The sequence below is a fragment of the Streptomyces sp. TAA204 genome (genome assembly GCF_000424965.1).
In genome coordinates, this window is record NZ_KE384282.1 from 178,347 (window position 1) to 195,850 (window position 17,504).

16 protein-coding genes are annotated in these 17,504 nt (G+C 70.0%); 6 read left to right on the top strand and 10 right to left on the bottom strand.

Annotation, left to right across the window (positions count from 1 at the left end; genetic code table 11):
• Nucleotides 1–127: 127 nt before the first annotated feature.
• Complete coding sequence (gene clpB, locus H343_RS0127140; protein WP_028433686.1) at nt 128–2,743, bottom strand: ATP-dependent chaperone ClpB; 2,616 nt, start codon at nt 2,741–2,743, stop codon at nt 128–130.
• 199 nt (nt 2,744–2,942) lie between these two features.
• On the opposite strand from clpB, the gene H343_RS0127145 reads away from it, so the two are divergent.
• A complete protein-coding gene (locus tag H343_RS0127145; protein WP_028433687.1) occupies nt 2,943–3,368 on the top strand; it encodes a TIGR03618 family F420-dependent PPOX class oxidoreductase in 426 nt (141 codons plus the stop codon).
• Nucleotides 3,369–3,433: 65 nt separating this feature from the next.
• Here the strand turns inward: H343_RS0127145 and H343_RS0127150 are convergent, their stop codons facing one another.
• From H343_RS0127150 to dnaK, 5 genes are all read right to left on the bottom strand, one after another.
• Entirely contained in the window at nt 3,434–4,252 is an 819-nt protein-coding gene (locus H343_RS0127150; RefSeq protein ID WP_028433688.1) for a hypothetical protein, read from the bottom strand.
• A 356-nt stretch (nt 4,253–4,608) separates the two neighbouring features.
• Nucleotides 4,609–5,061: a heat shock protein transcriptional repressor HspR gene (locus H343_RS0127155; protein ID WP_028433689.1), complete on the bottom strand. Its 453-nt coding sequence runs from the start codon at nt 5,059–5,061 to the stop codon at nt 4,609–4,611.
• Between the two features lies 1 nt (nt 5,062).
• On the bottom strand, nt 5,063–6,262 hold the full coding sequence (gene dnaJ, locus H343_RS0127160; protein WP_028433690.1) for a molecular chaperone DnaJ: 1,200 nt from the start codon (nt 6,260–6,262) through the stop codon (nt 5,063–5,065).
• A 93-nt stretch (nt 6,263–6,355) separates the two neighbouring features.
• Nucleotides 6,356–7,084, bottom strand: a complete 729-nt coding sequence (grpE, locus tag H343_RS0127165) for a nucleotide exchange factor GrpE (RefSeq protein ID WP_028433691.1) — start codon at nt 7,082–7,084, stop codon at nt 6,356–6,358.
• Nucleotides 7,081–8,955 carry a molecular chaperone DnaK gene (gene dnaK / locus H343_RS0127170; RefSeq protein WP_028433692.1) on the bottom strand — a complete coding sequence of 625 codons (1,875 nt, stop codon included), beginning with the start codon at nt 8,953–8,955 and terminating at the stop codon, nt 7,081–7,083. The genes grpE and dnaK overlap by 4 nt, the downstream gene beginning before the upstream one ends.
• Before the next feature lie 336 nt (nt 8,956–9,291).
• On the opposite strand from dnaK, the gene H343_RS33155 reads away from it, so the two are divergent.
• The 3 genes from H343_RS33155 (at nt 9,292) to H343_RS0127185 (ending at nt 13,921) form a co-directional block, all read left to right on the top strand.
• A complete protein-coding gene (locus tag H343_RS33155; protein WP_078506143.1) occupies nt 9,292–11,724 on the top strand; it encodes a heterodisulfide reductase-related iron-sulfur binding cluster in 2,433 nt (810 codons plus the stop codon).
• Nucleotides 11,725–12,337: 613 nt separating this feature from the next.
• Complete coding sequence (locus tag H343_RS0127180) at nt 12,338–12,745, top strand: ATP-binding protein (protein WP_028433693.1); 408 nt, start codon at nt 12,338–12,340, stop codon at nt 12,743–12,745.
• Nucleotides 12,746–12,937: 192 nt separating this feature from the next.
• Nucleotides 12,938–13,921 carry a Yip1 family protein gene (locus H343_RS0127185; protein ID WP_028433694.1) on the top strand — a complete coding sequence of 328 codons (984 nt, stop codon included), beginning with the start codon at nt 12,938–12,940 and terminating at the stop codon, nt 13,919–13,921.
• Between the two features lie 65 nt (nt 13,922–13,986).
• On the opposite strand, the gene H343_RS0127190 is transcribed toward H343_RS0127185, so the two are convergent.
• The gene (locus H343_RS0127190; protein ID WP_028433695.1) at nt 13,987–14,208 is read right to left on the bottom strand and encodes a hypothetical protein; all 222 of its coding nucleotides are present in this window, start codon (nt 14,206–14,208) and stop codon (nt 13,987–13,989) included.
• A gap of 308 nt (nt 14,209–14,516) precedes the next feature.
• Between H343_RS0127190 and H343_RS0127195 the strand changes: the two genes are divergently transcribed.
• On the top strand, nt 14,517–15,077 hold the full coding sequence (locus H343_RS0127195; RefSeq protein ID WP_158679628.1) for a GNAT family N-acetyltransferase: 561 nt from the start codon (nt 14,517–14,519) through the stop codon (nt 15,075–15,077).
• Between the two features lie 188 nt (nt 15,078–15,265).
• On the top strand, nt 15,266–15,811 hold the full coding sequence (locus tag H343_RS33160; protein WP_037905383.1) for a DUF5994 family protein: 546 nt from the start codon (nt 15,266–15,268) through the stop codon (nt 15,809–15,811).
• Between the two features lie 41 nt (nt 15,812–15,852).
• On the opposite strand, the gene H343_RS0127210 is transcribed toward H343_RS33160, so the two are convergent.
• The 3 genes from H343_RS0127210 to H343_RS36175 all read right to left on the bottom strand — a co-directional run bounded on the left by H343_RS0127210 (nt 15,853) and on the right by H343_RS36175 (nt 17,269).
• Nucleotides 15,853–16,350: a phosphoribosyltransferase gene (locus H343_RS0127210; RefSeq protein WP_028433697.1), complete on the bottom strand. Its 498-nt coding sequence runs from the start codon at nt 16,348–16,350 to the stop codon at nt 15,853–15,855.
• A gap of 57 nt (nt 16,351–16,407) precedes the next feature.
• Nucleotides 16,408–16,983, bottom strand: a complete 576-nt coding sequence (gene dcd, locus H343_RS0127215; RefSeq protein WP_028433698.1) for a dCTP deaminase — start codon at nt 16,981–16,983, stop codon at nt 16,408–16,410.
• Between the two features lie 100 nt (nt 16,984–17,083).
• Nucleotides 17,084–17,269 (bottom strand): hypothetical protein, encoded by a 186-nt coding sequence (locus tag H343_RS36175; RefSeq protein ID WP_028433699.1) that lies wholly within the window; start codon nt 17,267–17,269, stop codon nt 17,084–17,086.
• Nucleotides 17,270–17,504 lie beyond the last annotated feature (235 nt).

Consider the following 17,504-nt stretch of genomic DNA (forward strand, 5'->3'; position numbering starts at 1 on the left):
GACGGCACCGGCGACGGCACCGGTTACGGGAGGTAACGGGAGTGGGGCCGCCGGGACTTCCCGTGCCGCCTCCGTTCCTGCCGTCCCCGCCGGGCAGCCGGGCCGGACCGCCGGGCCGGACGCCCTTTCAGGCGCCTCGGCCCGGACGCACCTCCAGTCCCGTACCGTCCGGCGCGGCGTCCACACGTACGGTGTCACCGTCGATGACCTCGCCCGAGAGGATCTCGCGGGCGAGCTGGTCACCGATCGCCGTCTGCACCAGGCGCCGCAGCGGCCGTGCGCCGTACGCCGGGTCGTTGCCCTCGATCGCCAGCCAGGCCAGCGCGTCGGGCGTGACCTCCAGGTCGAGACGGCGCTCCGCGAGGCGCCTGCGCAGGCCGTCGATCTGCAGCTCGGCGATGCGGCCGAGCTCGTCGGTGCTGAGGGCCGAGAAGACGACCACGTCGTCCAGCCTGTTGAGGAACTCGGGGCGGAAGGAGGCACGCACCGTGGCGAGCACCTTCTCCCGCTTCTCCTCCTGCTTCTCCAGCGGGTCCATCAGATGCTGGCTGCCCAGATTGGAGGTGAGGACCAGGATGGTGTTGCGGAAGTCGACCGTGCGTCCCTGCCCGTCCGTGAGTCGTCCGTCGTCGAGGACCTGGAGCAGCACGTCGAAGACGTCGTGGTGCGCCTTCTCCACCTCGTCCAGCAGCACGACGCTGTACGGGCGGCGACGTACCGCCTCGGTGAGCTGGCCGCCCTCCTCGTAGCCGACATAGCCGGGAGGCGCGCCGACCAGCCGGGCCACCGAGTGCTTCTCGCCGTACTCGCTCATGTCGATGCGGACCATGGCCCGCTCGTCGTCGAAGAGGAAGTCCGCGAGCGCCTTGGCCAGTTCGGTCTTGCCGACACCGGTCGGTCCGAGGAAGAGGAAGGAGCCGGTGGGGCGGTCCGGGTCGGCGACACCGGCGCGCGTACGGCGCACGGCGTCCGACACGGAGCGCACCGCCTCGCTCTGGCCGATCAGACGCGTGCCCAGCTCCTCCTCCATGCGCAGCAGCTTCTTCGTCTCGCCCTCCAGCAGCCGGCCTGCGGGGATGCCGGTCCAGGAGGCGACGACGTCGGCGATGTCGTCCTGGCCGACCTCCTCCTTGACCATGGTCTCGCGGACCTCCTGCTGCTGGGAGGCCGCTTCCTCCTCGGCGGCGGACGCCTCCGCCAGCTCCCGTTCCACGCCCGGGATCTCACCGTAGAGAAGCTGCGACGCCGCTTCGAAGTCGCCTTCGCGCTGGGCCCGCTCGGCCTGCCCTCGCAGCTCGTCGAGCCGTTCCTTCAGCTCACCGACGCGGTTGAGGCTCTGCTTCTCCTTCTCCCAGCGGGCGTTCAGTCCGCGCAGCTCCTCCTCGCGGTCGGCCAGTTCGCGGCGCAGCCGCTCCAGGCGCTCGACGGAGCCGGGGTCGGTCTCGTTGGTGAGCGCCATCTCCTCCATCTTCAGCCGGTCGACGGCACGCTGGAGTTCGTCGATCTCGACGGGCGAGGAATCGATCTCCATGCGCAGCCGGGACGCGGCCTCGTCGACGAGGTCGATGGCCTTGTCGGGCAGGAAGCGCGAGGTGATGTACCGGTCGGACAGCGCGGCGGCGGCCACCAGGGCGCTGTCGGCGATCTGGACCTTGTGGTGCGCCTCGTAGCGGCCCTTGAGCCCGCGCAGGATCGCGATCGAGTTCTCCACGCTGGGCTCGGACACCAGCACCTGCTGGAAGCGGCGCTCCAGCGCGGCGTCCTTCTCGATCCGCTCGCGGTACTCGTCGAGGGTCGTGGCACCGACCATGCGCAGCTCACCGCGGGCCAGCATGGGCTTGAGCATGTTGCCCGCGTCCATGGCGGAGTCCCCGCCGGCTCCCGCGCCGACTACGGTGTGCAGCTCGTCGATGAAGGTGATGATCTGGCCGTCGCTCTCCTTGATCTCCGACAGCACGGTCTTCAGCCGCTCCTCGAACTCGCCGCGGTACTTCGCGCCCGCGACCATCGCACCCAGGTCGAGGGAGACGAGCCGCTTGTTGCGCAGCGACTCGGGCACGTCGCCCTTGACGACGCGCTGCGCGAGTCCCTCGACGACGGCGGTCTTGCCGACGCCCGGCTCTCCGATGAGCACCGGGTTGTTCTTCGTACGGCGCGAGAGCACCTGCACGACGCGGCGGATCTCCTGGTCGCGCCCGATCACCGGGTCGAGCTTGCCCTCGCGGGCGGCGGCGGTCAGGTCCGTGCCGAACTTCTCCAGCGCCTTGTACGTCCCCTCGGGGTCGGGGTTGGTCACCCGGCGGCTGCCGCGCGCGGCCTGGAACGCCTCGAGAAGCTTCTTCTCCGTGGCGCCCTGCTCCTGGAGCAGGTCCGCCATGGCTCCGCCCTTGGCGGCGATGCCGATCAGCAGATGCTCGGTGGAGACGTAGGCGTCGCCCAGCTCCTTCGCCCGCTGTCCCGCGTCGGCGATGACGGCCAGCAGCGGACGGTCGGGCTGCGGCTTGCCGACCGTCGATCCCTGGACGCTGGGCAGGGCGGCGAGCTGGCGCTCGGCACCCGAGCGGAGGGCGGCCTGATCGGCGTCGGCGGCCGCGATCAGATCCGATACGTTCTCGTTCTCCTCGCCCTGGAGCAGGGCGAGGAGAAGGTGGGCCGGGGTGATGTCGGGGTGCCCGTCCGTGACGGCCCGGTCGTTGGCCCCGCTGATCGCCTCGCGGCTCTTGTTCGTCAGCTCGGCGTCCACTGGCGTGCGTGCCTCCTCGTCTCTGCGGTGCGTACGTGCGTACGCCTCTGCGTGTGTGCGCGTATGCGTGTATGCGTGTGTGCGCGTATGCGGGGCCGCTTACCGGCCGGCCTGCCTCTTCCCCGCTCTGGCTGCCACTCACAGCCTCTATCAAGTTGAGTCTACTTCACTCAACTATCGGACGGCTAGATTCGTTCCCATGACGAGCACGCCCTCTTCCCCGTCCTCCGGATTCCCGCCGGCCCTCACGGCCTTCTGGCAGGAACCCCACTACGCCACCCTCACGACCCTGCGCCCGGACGGGACCCCGCACGTGGTGCCCGTGAGCGCCACCTTCGAACCCGGCACCGGCACCGGCACCGCCCGCGTCGTCGCCCGCCGGACCAGCAAGAAGGTGCGCAACGTCCTCGCCGCCGGAGACGAGGGCATGCGCGTCGCCCTCTGCCAGGTCGACCGCGGACGGTGGTCGACGCTGGAGGGACGCGCCCGTGTCCGTACGGAAGCGGACGCCGTCTCCGACGCCGAGGACCGCTACGAGAAGCGCTACGGCCGCCGCCCCCGCCCCAACCCGGAGCGGGTCCTGATCGAGATCACCGTGGACAGGACGCTGGGCCGCACCCCGTGACGGCCCCCCGCACACCCTCGCACCGCCGCCGCCTGCACCGGCCGGACTCCCCCGGCCGGCCCCCGTCAACGGCTCCCGGTGGCGCCGATCTTCTTGAAGACCGGTTCGGCCGCCTTCGGGTACGGCCGCCCCAGCAACTCCTCGTCCGACCCGACCGACGTCACGGCCACCAGCGTCCCCGCCCCCCGCGCCCTGTCGAAGCCGCGCAGCCAGGGACCGCCGCTCACGCCCTGGGTGAGCCGGCAGGGCTTGAGCGCCAGCGCACCGACGTTGGCAGCCGCGATCTCGCCTTTCCGGTACCGGTGGGCGTCACCCGCGCAGTAGTTGAGCGTCTCACCGTCGTAGGGCGAGGTGACCGGATAGCCGAGAGTGGCCGCGGTGCCGCCGGAAGCCCGGCCGGTCCGCAGTGTGTTCGCCCCGTGGGTCTCCTGGATCGTGCGCCCGTTGCGTTTCTCCATCCGCAGGAACGCCCAGTCGTGCGGAAGGATCGACTCCAGGTCCTTCTTGACGTTCCATCCCGGCGCCACCTTCCACGACTCGGCCTTCCACCCCTTGGCAAGTACGGCCTTCGGGCCGCCCCCGCCCTTGTAGCCGGGCTGGAAGTAGATCGCCTCGGGCCGGGCCGGACGCTCCGGGCTGGCGATGCAGTGGGCCGCCGTGGCGACGACGCTCCCGTTGGGGGAGTCGACGATGGCGGCCGAGCACGACTCGGCCTGGTTGTCCGGCAGCTTGGCGACCAGCTTGCCGACGGTGGGGACGGTTCCCTGCGGCCACCGGGCACCCTCGGAGACCGGTGGGTACTCGGCGGGGGCTCCGGCCCCCATGACGGCCAGAGCGGTGCTGCAGGTCACGAAGGCGGCGACGGCCGCGCGTGTCGACGTCATCCCCCTACGCTGGGTCCGGCCACGCGTCAGGGCCAACTGCACACACCTGATCGGGTTAACCCGGCCCGTTCCCGCCTCCCGACTCCGTTCGGGTGCCGGGCACCCGCATGGCCGATGGGCGGCCGACGGGGCTGTGCCTCATGTGACTGCGATGCGGCAGGTGCTGTTTCAGAAACGGGAGCAGTTGGCGGTACGTACCGCATAGGCCGTGTGACTGCAGAAATGCAGAACGAGCCAGAGTTCGAAGCAGGGAGATCCGGCCTCAAGCAAGCTGCATCAGCCGGTCGGCGCGTCGAAAGACCCCTCCGCGCTTCATGCACGAAGGGGCCTGAGAACGATCAGGACGCGGGGCCGGCTCAGTCGCGGCGCTTCTTCGGACGCCAGACGACCAGGGCGCCCGACTGGTGCACGTCCTCGTAGGGGACGAGGTCACGCCGGTAGGAGGCGTGGACCTGCGCCTCGCGCTGCTGCATGGCCGCTGCGGCGCCCTCCAGCGCCTGCTGGAGCTCGACCACGCGGGACTTCAGCGCGGACACCTGGTTCTCCAGCTCGATGATGCGCTTGATGCCCGCGAGGTTGATCCCCTCGTCCTGGCTCAGCTCCTGCACCTGCCGCAGGAGTTCGATGTCCCGCGCCGAGTACCGGCGCCCGCGCCCGGCCGTACGGTCGGGGGAGACCAGGCCGAGACGGTCGTACTGCCGCAGGGTCTGCGGATGCAGACCCGAGAGCTGAGCGGCGACCGAGATGACGTATACCGGTGACTCGTCGGTCAGCTGATAAGGATTGCGTCGCCCGTCTCGGCCGTTCACCTCAGTCTCCCTTCGCGACCTTGAACAGCTCGGCCCGTGGGTCCTCCGCCTCCGTCGCCTCGCGGTAGGACTCCAGGATCGTCTTCGCCTTCTCGCTCAGGTCCTTGGGGACCGAGATCTCGATGGTCACCAGCAGGTCGCCCCGCGTCCCGTCCTTGCGGACGGCGCCCTTGCCGCGTGCGCGCATCGTACGGCCGCTCGGTGTCCCCGGCGGCAGTTTGAGCGTGACAGGCGGAGATCCGAGCGTGGGCACCTTGATCTCGCCGCCGAGCGCCGCCTCCGGGTAGGTGACGGGCACGGTCACCGTGAGGTTGTCCCCCCGCCGTCCGAAGAGCGGATGACGGTCGACGTGGACGACGACGTACAGGTCACCGCCCGGACCGCCGCGCTCGCCCGGAGCCCCCTTGCCGCGCAGCCTGATGCGCTGCCCGTCGCTGACGCCCGCGGGGATGCGGACCTGCATGGTGCGCGAACTCGTCGCCCTGCCCGAGCCCCTGCACGTCTCGCACGGGTCCTGGGCGATGAGCCCACGGCCCTTGCAGTCCACGCAGGGGTCGGTCAGCGAGAAGCCGCCACCGCCGCCGCGGGAGACCTGGCCGGTCCCCACGCAGGTCGGGCAGACCCGCGGGGAGCCATTCTTGTCACCCGTACCGGCACACGCCTTGCACGCCGCCGAGGAGGACATCCGCAGCGGGACCGTGGCCCCGTCGACGGCCTCGGTGAAGCTGAGCGTCACCTCGGACTCGATGTCCTGGCCGCGCCGCGGCTGTGTACGCGTACCGGCGCCGCCCCGGTTGAACAGGCCGCCGAAGACGTCGCCGAGCCCGCCCCCGAAGCCGCCCGCACCACCGGGTGCTCCGGCACCGCTGCCGGGCTGGTTGCCCCCGAAGAGGTCGTTGAGGTCGAAGTTGAAGCCGCCCGCACCGCCCGGACCACCGGGGCCGCCGGTGCGGATGCCTCCGTTGCCGAAGAGGGTGCGCGCCTCGTCGTACTCCTTGCGGCGCTTGCTGTCGCCGAGCACGTCGTATGCCTCGGACGCGTTCTTGAAGCGCTCCTCGGCCTTGGCGTCGCCCCTGTTGGCGTCGGGGTGGTTCTCCCGCGCGAGCTTGCGGTAGGCCTTCTTGATCTCGGCCTCGGTGGCGTCCTTGGGGACGCCGAGGACCTTGTAGTAGTCCTTCTCGATGTAGTCCTTGGTACTCATCGGCGACGTCCCTCCTTCCGCTCGGTGCCCTGACCGGTGACCGGCCCGGGGGCCGGACCGGTCACCGCTTCGTCGACATCGTGCCTGCCGTGGTCACCCCTGCTCGGGGCCACCGCTGTCCTCTTCGTCGGCGGACTCCTCACCTGTGGTGCCCTGGGCGCCGGGCTGCGGCTCGGCGACACCGACCCTGGCGGGACGGATCGTGCGCTCGCCGATTCGGTACCCGGGCTGAAGGATCTGCACGCACGTCGTCTCCGTGACGTCCGGCGAGTACGAGTGCATCAGCGCCTCGTGCACCGTCGGGTCGAAGGGCTCGCCCTCCTTGCCGAACTGCATCAGACCCATCTTGGCCGCGACCATCTCCAGCGATTCGGCCACCGACTTGAAACCGCCGACCAGCTCGCCGTGGTCCCTCGCCCGGCCGATGTCGTCGAGCACGGGCAGCAGCTCCGTCAGGAGGTTCGCGACGGCGACCTCCTTGACGGACGCCCGGTCACGTTCCACACGGCGGCGGTAGTTCTGGAACTCCGCCTGGAGCCGCTGCAGATCCTGTGTGCGCTCGTGGAGCGCGGTGCGGGTCTGGTCCAGCTGCGCGGTCAGCGCCGCTTCCTGCGGACCCTGTCCCTGCACCTGCCCCTGCACCGGTTCCTGCGGCCGGCCTTCCTGTTCGCTCTCGGTCACGTCCCCGGCCAGGTCCGCCGGGCCGCCCTCCGCCTCCTCGGCGGGAGAGGGCCCGGCGGCCTGCGCCGCAGCGTCATCGGGCTGTACGGCGTCGGCGGGGACGTCGGGCTTCTGCTCGAAGCCCGGGGTCTCCTCCGTCACGCTGCACCACCCTTGGGCTTCTGCTCGTCGTCCACGATCTCGGCGTCGACGACATCCTCGTCACCCTCGGCCTTGGCGCCGGCGGCGCCACCTTCCGCACCGCCCTGAGCGCCACCCTCGGCGTCACCCTGGGCTCCCGGCGCGTCGGCGTACATGGCCTGGCCGAGCTTCTGGCTGGTCGCCGCGACCTTCTCGCTGGCCTCGCGGATCGCGGCGGTGTCCTCGCCCTTCAGCTTCTCCTTGAGGTCCTCGGTGGCGGCCTCCACCTCGGTCTTGATCTCGTCCGGGACCTTCTCCTCGTTGTCCTTGAGGAACTTCTCGGTCGTGTAGACGAGCTGCTCGGCCTGGTTGCGGGTCTCGGCGGACTCGCGGCGCTTGGCGTCCTCGTCGGCGTACTGCTCGGCGTCGCGCATCATGCGCTCGATGTCGTCCTTCGGCAGCGCCGAGCCGCCGGTGACGGTCATCCGCTGCTCCTTGCCCGTGCCGAGGTCCTTCGCCGAGACGTGCATGATGCCGTTCGCGTCGATGTCGAAGGTGACCTCGATCTGCGGCACGTTGCGCGGGGCGGGCGGCAGACCCGTCAGCTCGAACATGCCGAGCTTCTTGTTGTACGCCGCGATCTCACGCTCGCCCTGGAAGACCTGGATCTGCACCGACGGCTGGTTGTCCTCGGCCGTGGTGAAGGTCTCGGAGCGCTTCGTCGGGATCGTCGTGTTGCGCTCGATGAGTTTGGTCATGATGCCGCCCTTGGTCTCGATGCCGAGGGACAGCGGGGTGACGTCCAGCAGGAGGACGTCCTTGACCTCACCCTTGAGCACACCGGCCTGGAGGCTGGCGCCGATCGCGACGACCTCGTCCGGGTTGACGCCCTTGTTGGCCTCCTTGCCGGCGGTCAGGTCGCGCACGAGCTCGGCGACGGCGGGCATACGGGTCGAGCCGCCGACCAGAACCACGTGGTCGATCTCGGACAGCTGGATGCCCGCGTCCTTGATGACGTTGTGGAACGGCGTCTTGCAGCGCTCCAGCAGGTCCTGGGTGAGCTGCTGGAACTGGGCGCGCGTGAGCTTCTCGTCCAGGTGCAGCGGGCCCTCGGCGGACGCCGTGATGTAGGGCAGGTTGATGGTGGTCTCGCTCGAGCTGGACAGCTCGATCTTGGCCTTCTCCGCCGCCTCACGGAGGCGCTGCAGAGCCATCTTGTCCTTGCCCAGGTCCACGCCGTGGCCGGAGTGGAACTGCTTGACCAGGTGGTCGACGACGCGCTGGTCCCAGTCGTCACCGCCGAGGTGGTTGTCACCGTTGGTGGCCTTCACCTCCACGACGCCGTCGCCGATCTCCAGCAGCGAGACGTCGAAGGTGCCGCCGCCGAGGTCGAAGACCAGGATCGTCTGGTCCTCCTTCTCCATCCCGTAGGCGAGGGCGGCGGCGGTGGGCTCGTTGACGATGCGCAGCACGTTCAGACCGGCGATCTCACCGGCCTCCTTGGTGGCCTGACGCTCGGCGTCGTTGAAGTACGCCGGGACGGTCACCACCGCGTCCTCGACCTTCTCACCGAGGTAGGACTCCGCGTCGCGCTTGAGCTTCTGCAGGATGAAGGCGCTCATCTGCTGCGGGTTGAAGTCCTTGCCGTCCAGGTTGATCTTCCAGTCGGTGCCCATGTGGCGCTTGACCGACCGGACCGTCCTGTCGACGTTGGTGACAGCCTGTCGCTTGGCCACCTCGCCGACGAGCACCTCGCCGTTCTTCGCGAAGGCCACAACGGACGGCGTGGTCCTGGCGCCCTCGGCGTTGGTGATGACGGTGGACTCACCGCCTTCGAGGACACTGACGACGGAGTTCGTCGTGCCCAGGTCGATGCCGACCGCACGTGCCATTTCGGTTTCCTCCAGCTGATGTCTTGAGTGAAGCTGGCTCAAGAGTGCCTGGCCGAATCCTGAACGTCAACTGAGCTGAGCGTGGTGGACTCAAGTCTTATGCCGTCTTTATGCGCACCCCTCTCCGACCAGGCACGAAGCAGCGCCGCATCGGGCACAGTTGACGCACGGACACATCCGCCCGGACCCGGCGGCCCCCGCGACGCAGATCACCGCGCGCCCGGGTGTCAGCACCCCCCGGATAGTGGGTAGTCTCGTACGGATCAGTTAAGTTACCGCTTAGTAAGCCAGAGCGAGCGGGGCACCCGCGCTCGCCCGCAGGTCCGAGGAGCCTCCATGCAACTCGCCGCGATCGTCGTTTCGCTGGTGCTGGCCGCGGTCGGCATCGCGCTGTTCGCGCGCGCCATCGCGCAGATCTACCGCTTCGTACGGCTGGGCCAGCCCGTGCCCGAGGGCACCCGCACCGACGACCCGCAACAGCGCACGCTCACCGTCGCCCGCGAGTTCTTCGGGCACACACGGATGAACCGCTGGGGGATCGTCGGCTTCGCGCACTGGTTCGTGGCGATCGGGTTCTTCGCGCTCGTCCTCACCCTGGTGCACGCCTTCGGCCAGCTCTTCTCGGCGGACTGGACGCTCCCCCTCATCGGCACATGGGCGCCCTACGAGATCTTCACCGAGTTCCTCGGCCTGATGACGGCGCTGGGCATCGCCACGCTCATCGTGATCCGGCTGCTGAACCTGCCCTCCCGCGCGGGGCGCAAGTCCCGCTTCACCGGCTCCAAGGCGGGCCAGGCCTACTTCGTCGAGTACGTCATCCTGACCATCGGCATCGCCATCCTGGTGCTGCGCGGCCTGGAGGGCGCCCTGCACCACGTCGAGGGCTACGAGGCCGCGTACTTCGTCTCGTACCCCCTGGTCGCCGCCTTCGACGGGCTGAGCGCCGGCACGCTGCAGAATCTGGTGTACCTGGTGGCGCTGATCAAGATCGGCACCTCGTTCGTGTGGATGATCGTCGTCGCGCTCAACACCAACATGGGCGTGGCCTGGCACCGCTTCCTCGCCTTCCCCAACATCTGGTTCAAGCGCGAGGCCCGCGGCGGCACCGCGCTCGGCGAACTGCAGCCGATGACCTCCGCCGGCAAGGCGATCGACTTCGAGACCGTCTTCGACGACGAGGACGGCGAGGAGACGCAGTTCGGCGCCTCCCAGGTCGAGCACTTCTCCTGGAAGGGCCTGCTGGACTTCTCCACCTGCACCGAGTGCGGACGCTGCCAGTCCCAGTGCCCCGCCTGGAACACCGGGAAGCCGCTCTCCCCCAAGCTGCTGGTCATGTCGCTGCGCGACCACGCGCACGCCAAGGCCCCCTACCTGCTCGCCGGCGGCGGCAAGACGATGGAGGGCGAGGAGAAGGCGAGCGAGGAACAGCTCAAGGACGTACCGCGCGCCGCGCTCGAGGAGGCCGAGCGGCCGCTGATCGGTACGGCCGAGGAGAACGGCGTCATCGACCCGGACGTGCTGTGGTCGTGCACCACGTGCGGCGCGTGCGTCGAGCAGTGCCCCGTCGACATCGAGCACATCGACCACATCGTCGACATGCGCCGCTACCAGGTGATGATCGAGAGCGCGTTCCCGAGCGAGGCCGGGACGATGCTGAAGAACCTGGAGAAGAAGGGCAACCCCTGGGGCCTGGCCAAGAAGCAGCGGCTGGAGTGGACGAAGGAGCTCGCTCAGGCCACGGGCTTCGAGGTGCCCGTCGTCGGCAAGACCGTCGACGACCTCACCGAGGTCGACTACCTCTACTGGGTCGGCTGCGCGGGCGCGCTGGAGGACCGCGCGAAGAAGACCACCAAGGCCTTCGCCGAGCTGCTGCACATCGCCGGCGTCAACTTCGCGATCATGGGCGGGGACGAGAAGTGCACCGGTGACTCCCCCCGCCGCCTCGGCAACGAGTTCCTCTTCCAGCAGCTCGGCGAGGAGAACGTCGCCACGCTGAACGCCGCGTTCGGACAGGACGAGGAAGAAGGGGTGACGGTCGAGAAGTCGAAGAAGAAGATCGTCGCGACCTGCCCGCACTGCTTCAACACCCTCGCCAACGAGTACCCCCAGCTGGGCGGCGACTACGAGGTCATCCACCACACCCAGCTGCTCCAGCACCTGATCGACGAGGGCAAGCTGGTCCCGGTCACCCCCGTCGAGGGCCTGATCACCTACCACGACCCCTGCTACCTGGGCCGCCACAACCAGGTCTACACGCCGCCGCGCGAGATCATCGGCAAGGTCCCCGGGCTCCGCAACGAGGAGATGCACCGCCACAAGGAACGCGGCTTCTGCTGCGGCGCCGGCGGTGCCCGCATGTGGATGGAGGAGCGGATCGGCAAGCGCATCAACAACGAGCGCGTGGACGAGGCGCTGGCCCTGGACCCGGACATCGTCTCGACGGCCTGCCCCTTCTGCCTCGTCATGCTGACGGACTCGGTCAACGGCAAGAAGAACGACCAGAAGGCCAGGGAGGAGCTGCGCGTCGTGGACGTCGCCCAGCTCCTGCTGGACTCCGTACGCGTCCCGGCAGCGGCCTCCGGCGGACCGGCCGAGGAGCCGGGGCAGGGGCCGGGGGAGGTGCCTGCCGAGGTGCCGGAGGGCGGATCGGGCGCCGAGGAGGCGGCGGGGACGACGGGCGCGAAGGACTCGACGGACTCGACGGAAAAGCCGGAGAAGCCGGAGAAGCCGGAGAAGGATCAGACGGCGGAGAGCGAGACCGCGAAGTAGTGATCTCCGGACAGAGACGGATATACGGACGGAGCTCGTCGTCACTGCGACCAGCTCCGTCCGTATGCGGCAAACTCCGTTCGTATTCAGTCACTTAGCGTTCTTCACAGGTCAATCCCCTTCGGGGTATACCCATCGGCCATCACGCCGCTTAGCCTCGCTGACCAGCGACAGCAGAACGCGGCGCAGCGAAGGAGGCGGCCCAGGTGCTGGACGGCGGTGACGTGGAGGCGGACGACCGCTCTGCCCCCGTACGGCGGAGAGCGACTTCCGCCCCGGTCCGGCACGGCGTCGGCAGAGCCAGACCGGGCCGCCGGCCGGGCGGCCCGGACAGGACGGCCACGCCCTTACGAACGTACACGCGGAGACGCTCCACAGGGGCGGTGCCGGACGGAGGCGAGGGCGCCGCGGCCACGGCGCCGGCCTGTGCACGGGCGGGGACACGGCCCGGTTCACGACCCGGTCCACAGCCCCGCACGAAGACCTGTAGCCACCCCCGTACGCAGACCCGTACGCCGGGCCCGGCACACACCCACGGGCCGCGCCGACCGTCCGGGCCCGGGACGGCCCCGGACCGCTCACCGGACCTCACCGCCGGAGAGGGGGACGACGCATGCTGACCAACGAGCGCCTTTGCCGACTGCACTTCACCTCACGCGACCTCCCCCGCATCCGCATAGAGGTCGAGGAGTGCGCCGCATCGGCGGGGCTGGGAGAGCCACGCAGAGGCGAATTCGTCGTCGCCGTCGACGCCGTGGCCACCAACGCGGTCGAACACGCGGGAGGAACAGGCCGGTTGCTGCTGCGTCACCTCCCGGGCGAGCTGGAGTGCCAGGTGGAGGACTCCGGTCCCGGGTTCTCCGAGGACGTCATCCCCGAGCTGGCCCCCGGCGTCGCCGGAGCCACCGCCGGGCGCGGACTGTGGCTCGCGCGACTGGTCACCGACCGGCTCACCGTCGAACCGGCCGGCCCGGACTCGGGTGCCGTGGTGACCCTGGCGGTGCGGCTTCCGGGCGGCTGAACCCAGCCGCGGGGCACAGCAGCGGGCCACACCGCGGGCCACAGCGCGGGCCACAGCGGCGGGGCAGCCCCGGGAGCGCGGTGCCCGCCCCTTCGGGGAGGCCCCTACGGGTTGTACCGGATCGGCCACAAACCCCGCCCCATTCCCCCGGGCCCGGCCTTCCGGCTCCCGGGACAAGGTACGTTCGAAGGCGTGGCTGGTTTCAGGATCGGACGCGGCCGGGGTTCCCGGAACGCGCAGCAGCAGGGTCAGTACCGCGGATCACAGGGACATCCCGGGCAGCCGGGACCGGGCCCGCGGGCGGGAGCAGCCGGTCCGGGCGGTCCCGTGCCGTACGGGCAGCGCCCGCCGCAGCAGCAGTGGCCTCCCATGGCCGGCGGGCACGGCGAGCCGGAGTACCTGGGTGAACCGCACGGACAGCCGTACCGCGGGCCGGGAGGCCCGGGCGGCGGACAGGGCCCGCACTTCGGCCCCGGCCCGCACGCGGGTCACGGCCAGGGCCCGGCAGACCCGTACGCCAACAGCCCCGGTCACACCCGCTCCTTCACCGTCCCCGACCCCTACGGCCCGGACGACGGCTACGGCGACCAGGACGGCAGCACCTACGGCGCCGGCCGCCCCGCGCCGCCCGCCGGTCCGCGGCTGCACTGGAAGGACCTGCTGCGCGGCATCGTGCTGCGCCCCAACGCCACCTTCTGGCAGATGCGCGACCACTCCGTGTGGGGCCCGGCGATCATCGTCACCTTCCTCTACGGGCTGCTGGCGATCTTCGGTCTGGACACCGCGCGCGAGGAGGCCATCAGCGCCCCGCTCTCCAACGCGATCCCGTACGTCCTGACGACCGGCGTGGCCGTTGTCGTGGCGGGGCTGATCCTGGGAGCGGTGACCCACACACTGGCCCGCCAGTTCGGAGGCGCCGGAGCATGGGCGCCGACGATCGGCCTGTCCATGCTGATCATGTCGCTGACGGACGCGCCGCGTCTGCTCGTCGCCGTCTTCCTGGGCGGAACGGCACCCGTCGTACAGGTGCTGGGCTGGGTGACCTGGATCGCCGCGGGCGCCCTGTTCACGTCGATGGTCAGCCGCTCCCACGACCTGCCGTGGCCGCGGGCGCTGGGCGCCTCGGCGGTGCAGCTCCTGGCGCTGCTCGTACTGATCAAGCTGGGCGCGCTCTAGATCCGGACGGGCGGTGCCGGACGGCACCGCCCGGACATCTGAACCGACATCCGACCCGGGATGCCTTACGGCTCGCGCCTCCGGCCCTCCCGGGTCGCATCGTCCCCGCGCGGGCCGCGCGCACCGTCCGCGGAGGCCGGACCGGAACCCTCCGGAGGGTCGCCGGCGTGGAACCGGTGGTAGTGGAAGGCTTCGATGCGCTGCGCGCGGTGCACATCGATGAGATGGATCACGAGCGCTGTCAGCCCGACCAGCACGATGACGCTGGCACCGAGGATGAGGTCCATCGCGGTCACTCCGTCCTGCGAGTACGGCCTGCGCACTCCGGGTGCCCACTTCCCGCAGCCCAACCGCCCCGCCTCCCGTCCCGGGCGCCGGGCACGGCCCCGCCCGTCCGCCACCGGTGACGGACGCGCGGCACGGATCCTCCAACCTGTCCGGGAGGTCCGGGACTTCACGGCTGCCGTGATCGTGCCCCGTACGCCATTCGCGCGGGACGAGGGCGACGAAAAAGGCACGAAGAGACGTACTCTCAATATGTTCAGCCTGCGACTGCGGCAGCACGTCGGGGCCGGTCACAAGGATGGCCGGCGGGATGGGGGGCGAGGACATGGCAGAGGTGTTCCTACGGCGGCTCAGCCGCTGGCAGGCCGACCGGGAACGGGACGCCGTGGCCGACCTGTACGTCGAGGCGTACCGGGGAACGGCGGGCGAGGAGTTCCACGGACGGCAGGACTATCTGCGCCGCCTGGACGAGCACATGCAGCGCACCGGCTTCGAGCTGGTGATCGCCGGCGCGGACGGACGGCTGGTGGGCAGCGTCTACGGCTACCGGGCCGACCGTACGGACCGGTGGTGGGCCGGCCTGCACGGCGAACCGCCCGCGGAGATGACCGAACTGACAGCGGCCGGGCGGGCGTTCGTGATGACGGAGCTGATGGTCCTGCCGTCCTTCCGCCGCCGCGGCGTCGCCGGCCGCCTCCAGGAGAACCTGCTCGCCCCCTCGGGCATCGCGCTGGCCGTCACCCTGACCGACCAGGAGAACGCCTCGGCGCGTGCCGCGCTGCAGTCCTGGACATGGGAGAGCCTCGGCAAGATCACGCCCGCCTCGGAGGGGCCGCCGCTGGAGGCGTGGACGCGCCGTCTGCCCAGGTAGAGGGCCCGAGGAGGAGGAAGCGAAGAACGCTCCGGCCCGGTAGTACGCTGGAAAAAAGGCAGGCGGAATCACCCTTTCAAGGGACGATCCGGGTGGGCATCCGGCCGTCGGCCTGCCGGTGGAAGGTGAGCAACCCCTGGGGACTGGACTGACAGCCCGGGAACTGGACTGACAGACGGGCGGACGCCATGAAGGTCGAACCGAACTTCCCGGACGTGACCGAAGACATCCCGTCCGCGGACGCCTCCGCGCTCAACGCGCTCCGAATGCCCCTCGAACCCGGCCTGTTGGCACTGAGGCTGCAGGCGGCGCCCTCACGGGAGGGGCTCTTCGACGGCGCGTGGTGGCCGCACTCCCGGGACGTCCAGGCCGAGTTGCCCGGCCTCGTGGCCGTACTCACCGAACACCTGGGGCACATCGACCGCATCGGCCTGGACGCCGACGCCTGGGACGGCCTCGGCGAACCGCTGTTCGTGGACGGCCGGATCGTGCACATCGACTGGTTCCCGGTGGGGGACGACACCGTGATCATCACCCGCGGTGAGCGTGACCACTTCTCCCTGCTGGCCATACCGCCCGAGGCCAGCACCGACGAGGCGCACGCGGCGATGACCATGGCCACGCACATCGGAAACACCGAGACGGGCCAGCAGATCCTCGTGGCGACGGGCATAGCCTCACCGACGAGACCCAGCCGGTCCCGCACGCACGAGGTACAGCACGGCGACGGCTGAGCCGGGGGCCGCGGCCCGCATCCGCTGCGGCGAGCGCCGGGTCAGGCGTCGAGAACCTGCCCGTCGCGACGCACCACCGGCGGATCGACACTCCACGGGAACTCGATCCACCGGTCCGTGCGCCTCCACACGTACTCGCACTTCACCGCCGAGTCCGGCTTCTCGTAGATCACCGCTGCGCGCACCTCGGCGACGTGCTCCACGCAGAATTCCTGCACCAGTTTCAAGGTCCGGCCGGTGTCGGCGACGTCATCCGCGACGAGCACCTTCTTCCGGCTCAGATCGACGACGTTCGGGACCGGCGGCAGCATGACGGGCATATCGAGGGTCTGGCCGACTCCCGTGTAGAACTCGACGTTCATCACATGCAGGTTCTTCACGTCCAGCGCGTAGCCGAGCCCGCCCGCGACGAAGAGGCCGCCGCGCGCGATGGACAGGATGATGTCGGGCTCGTACGCGTCATCGGCGACTGCCTGCGCCAACTCCCGTACCGCCTGCCCGAACAGGGGATAGGTCAGGTTCTCCCGCTCGTCGCTCACCCCGTGCCTCCCTCTCGCTGTCGCCTCCGGCGGCCCCTCGCCGCCGCGTCGGGACCTTCAGACCTGCGTCCGGTGGAAGTTCAGATACGAGCGCGACGGCGTCGGCCCGCGCTGGCCCTGATAGCGGGAACCGTGCAGCGCCGACCCGTACGGGTGCTCCGCCGGGGTCGTCAGCCGGAACATGCACAGCTGCCCCAGCTTCATGCCCGGCCACAGCTTTATGGGCAGCGTGGCGACGTTCGACAGCTCCAGAGTCACATGCCCGGAGAAGCCGGGGTCGATGAATCCGGCCGTCGAATGCGTCAGCAGCCCGAGCCTGCCGAGGGAACTCTTCCCCTCCAGCCGGGACGCGATGTCGTCCGGCAGCGTGATCACTTCATACGTCGAGGCGAGCACGAACTCACCGGGGTGCAGGATGAACGGCTCATCGCCCTCCGCCTCGATCAGCCTCGTCAGATCGGGCTGTTCGACGGAGGGATCGATGTGCGGATACCGGTGATTCTCGAACACCCGGAAATAGCGGTCCAGTCGGACATCGATACTGGACGGCTGCACCATCGCGGGATCGTACGGGTCGATGCGCACCCGGCCCGTTTCGATCTCGGCCCTGATGTCCTTGTCGGAGAGAAGCACGGCCCGAGACTACGCGCAGTGGACGGGGCCGGCCCAATCGAACCGGCCCCGTCGGCATGCGCACGAACAGCGCTGTCCGCCACAGCGCCCCCAACTGCCCCTACTTCTCCGGACGTCCGGGGCGCGGGACGGAAGCCGTCACGGGCACCGCCTGCCGCAGCCGCCCACACCGCGGACAGCGCAACAGCCGCCCGGGGCCGATACGGCCGCTCTCCAAGCTCTGCATCGGGAACGTCGAGGTGCTGAACACGTGCCCCTCGGCACACTGAACGACGGTGGACTCCATCGCTCTCCTCTCCCCAAATACGTGAACGACGAAAGCCACATTAGGGGATCAAGCAGACAACGCTCCGCCGGGCACTCCTCGCCCCACGGTACGCCCCAACTCCCCCGCTCCGACGGCCCCCCGACACTCCTCCGGCATCGCCCGACGAAGGGCCGCGACGGTCACCGGGCACGTCCCGGAGCAGCAAAAAGACCCCTCGGCCTGTGCGGCGGGGGTCAGTGATGGGGTAGAGTGA

Bases quoted from the DNA above. Each gene is read 5' to 3' on its own strand.
- dnaK (WP_028433692.1), bottom strand. From the start codon at position 8,955: ATGGCACGTGCGGTCGGCATCGACCTGGGCACGACGAACTCCGTCGTC.
- H343_RS0127150 (WP_028433688.1), bottom strand. From the start codon at position 4,252: ATGACGTCGACACGCGCGGCCGTCGCCGCCTTCGTGACCTGCAGCACC.
- dnaJ (WP_028433690.1), bottom strand. From the start codon at position 6,262: ATGAGTACCAAGGACTACATCGAGAAGGACTACTACAAGGTCCTCGGC.
- H343_RS33160 (WP_037905383.1), top strand. From the start codon at position 15,266: ATGAAGGTCGAACCGAACTTCCCGGACGTGACCGAAGACATCCCGTCC.
- H343_RS33155 (WP_078506143.1), top strand. From the start codon at position 9,292: ATGCAACTCGCCGCGATCGTCGTTTCGCTGGTGCTGGCCGCGGTCGGC.
- H343_RS0127195 (WP_158679628.1), top strand. From the start codon at position 14,517: ATGGGGGGCGAGGACATGGCAGAGGTGTTCCTACGGCGGCTCAGCCGC.
- H343_RS0127190 (WP_028433695.1), bottom strand. From the start codon at position 14,208: ATGGACCTCATCCTCGGTGCCAGCGTCATCGTGCTGGTCGGGCTGACA.
- H343_RS0127145 (WP_028433687.1), top strand. From the start codon at position 2,943: ATGACGAGCACGCCCTCTTCCCCGTCCTCCGGATTCCCGCCGGCCCTC.
- H343_RS36175 (WP_028433699.1), bottom strand. From the start codon at position 17,269: ATGGAGTCCACCGTCGTTCAGTGTGCCGAGGGGCACGTGTTCAGCACC.
- H343_RS0127180 (WP_028433693.1), top strand. From the start codon at position 12,338: ATGCTGACCAACGAGCGCCTTTGCCGACTGCACTTCACCTCACGCGAC.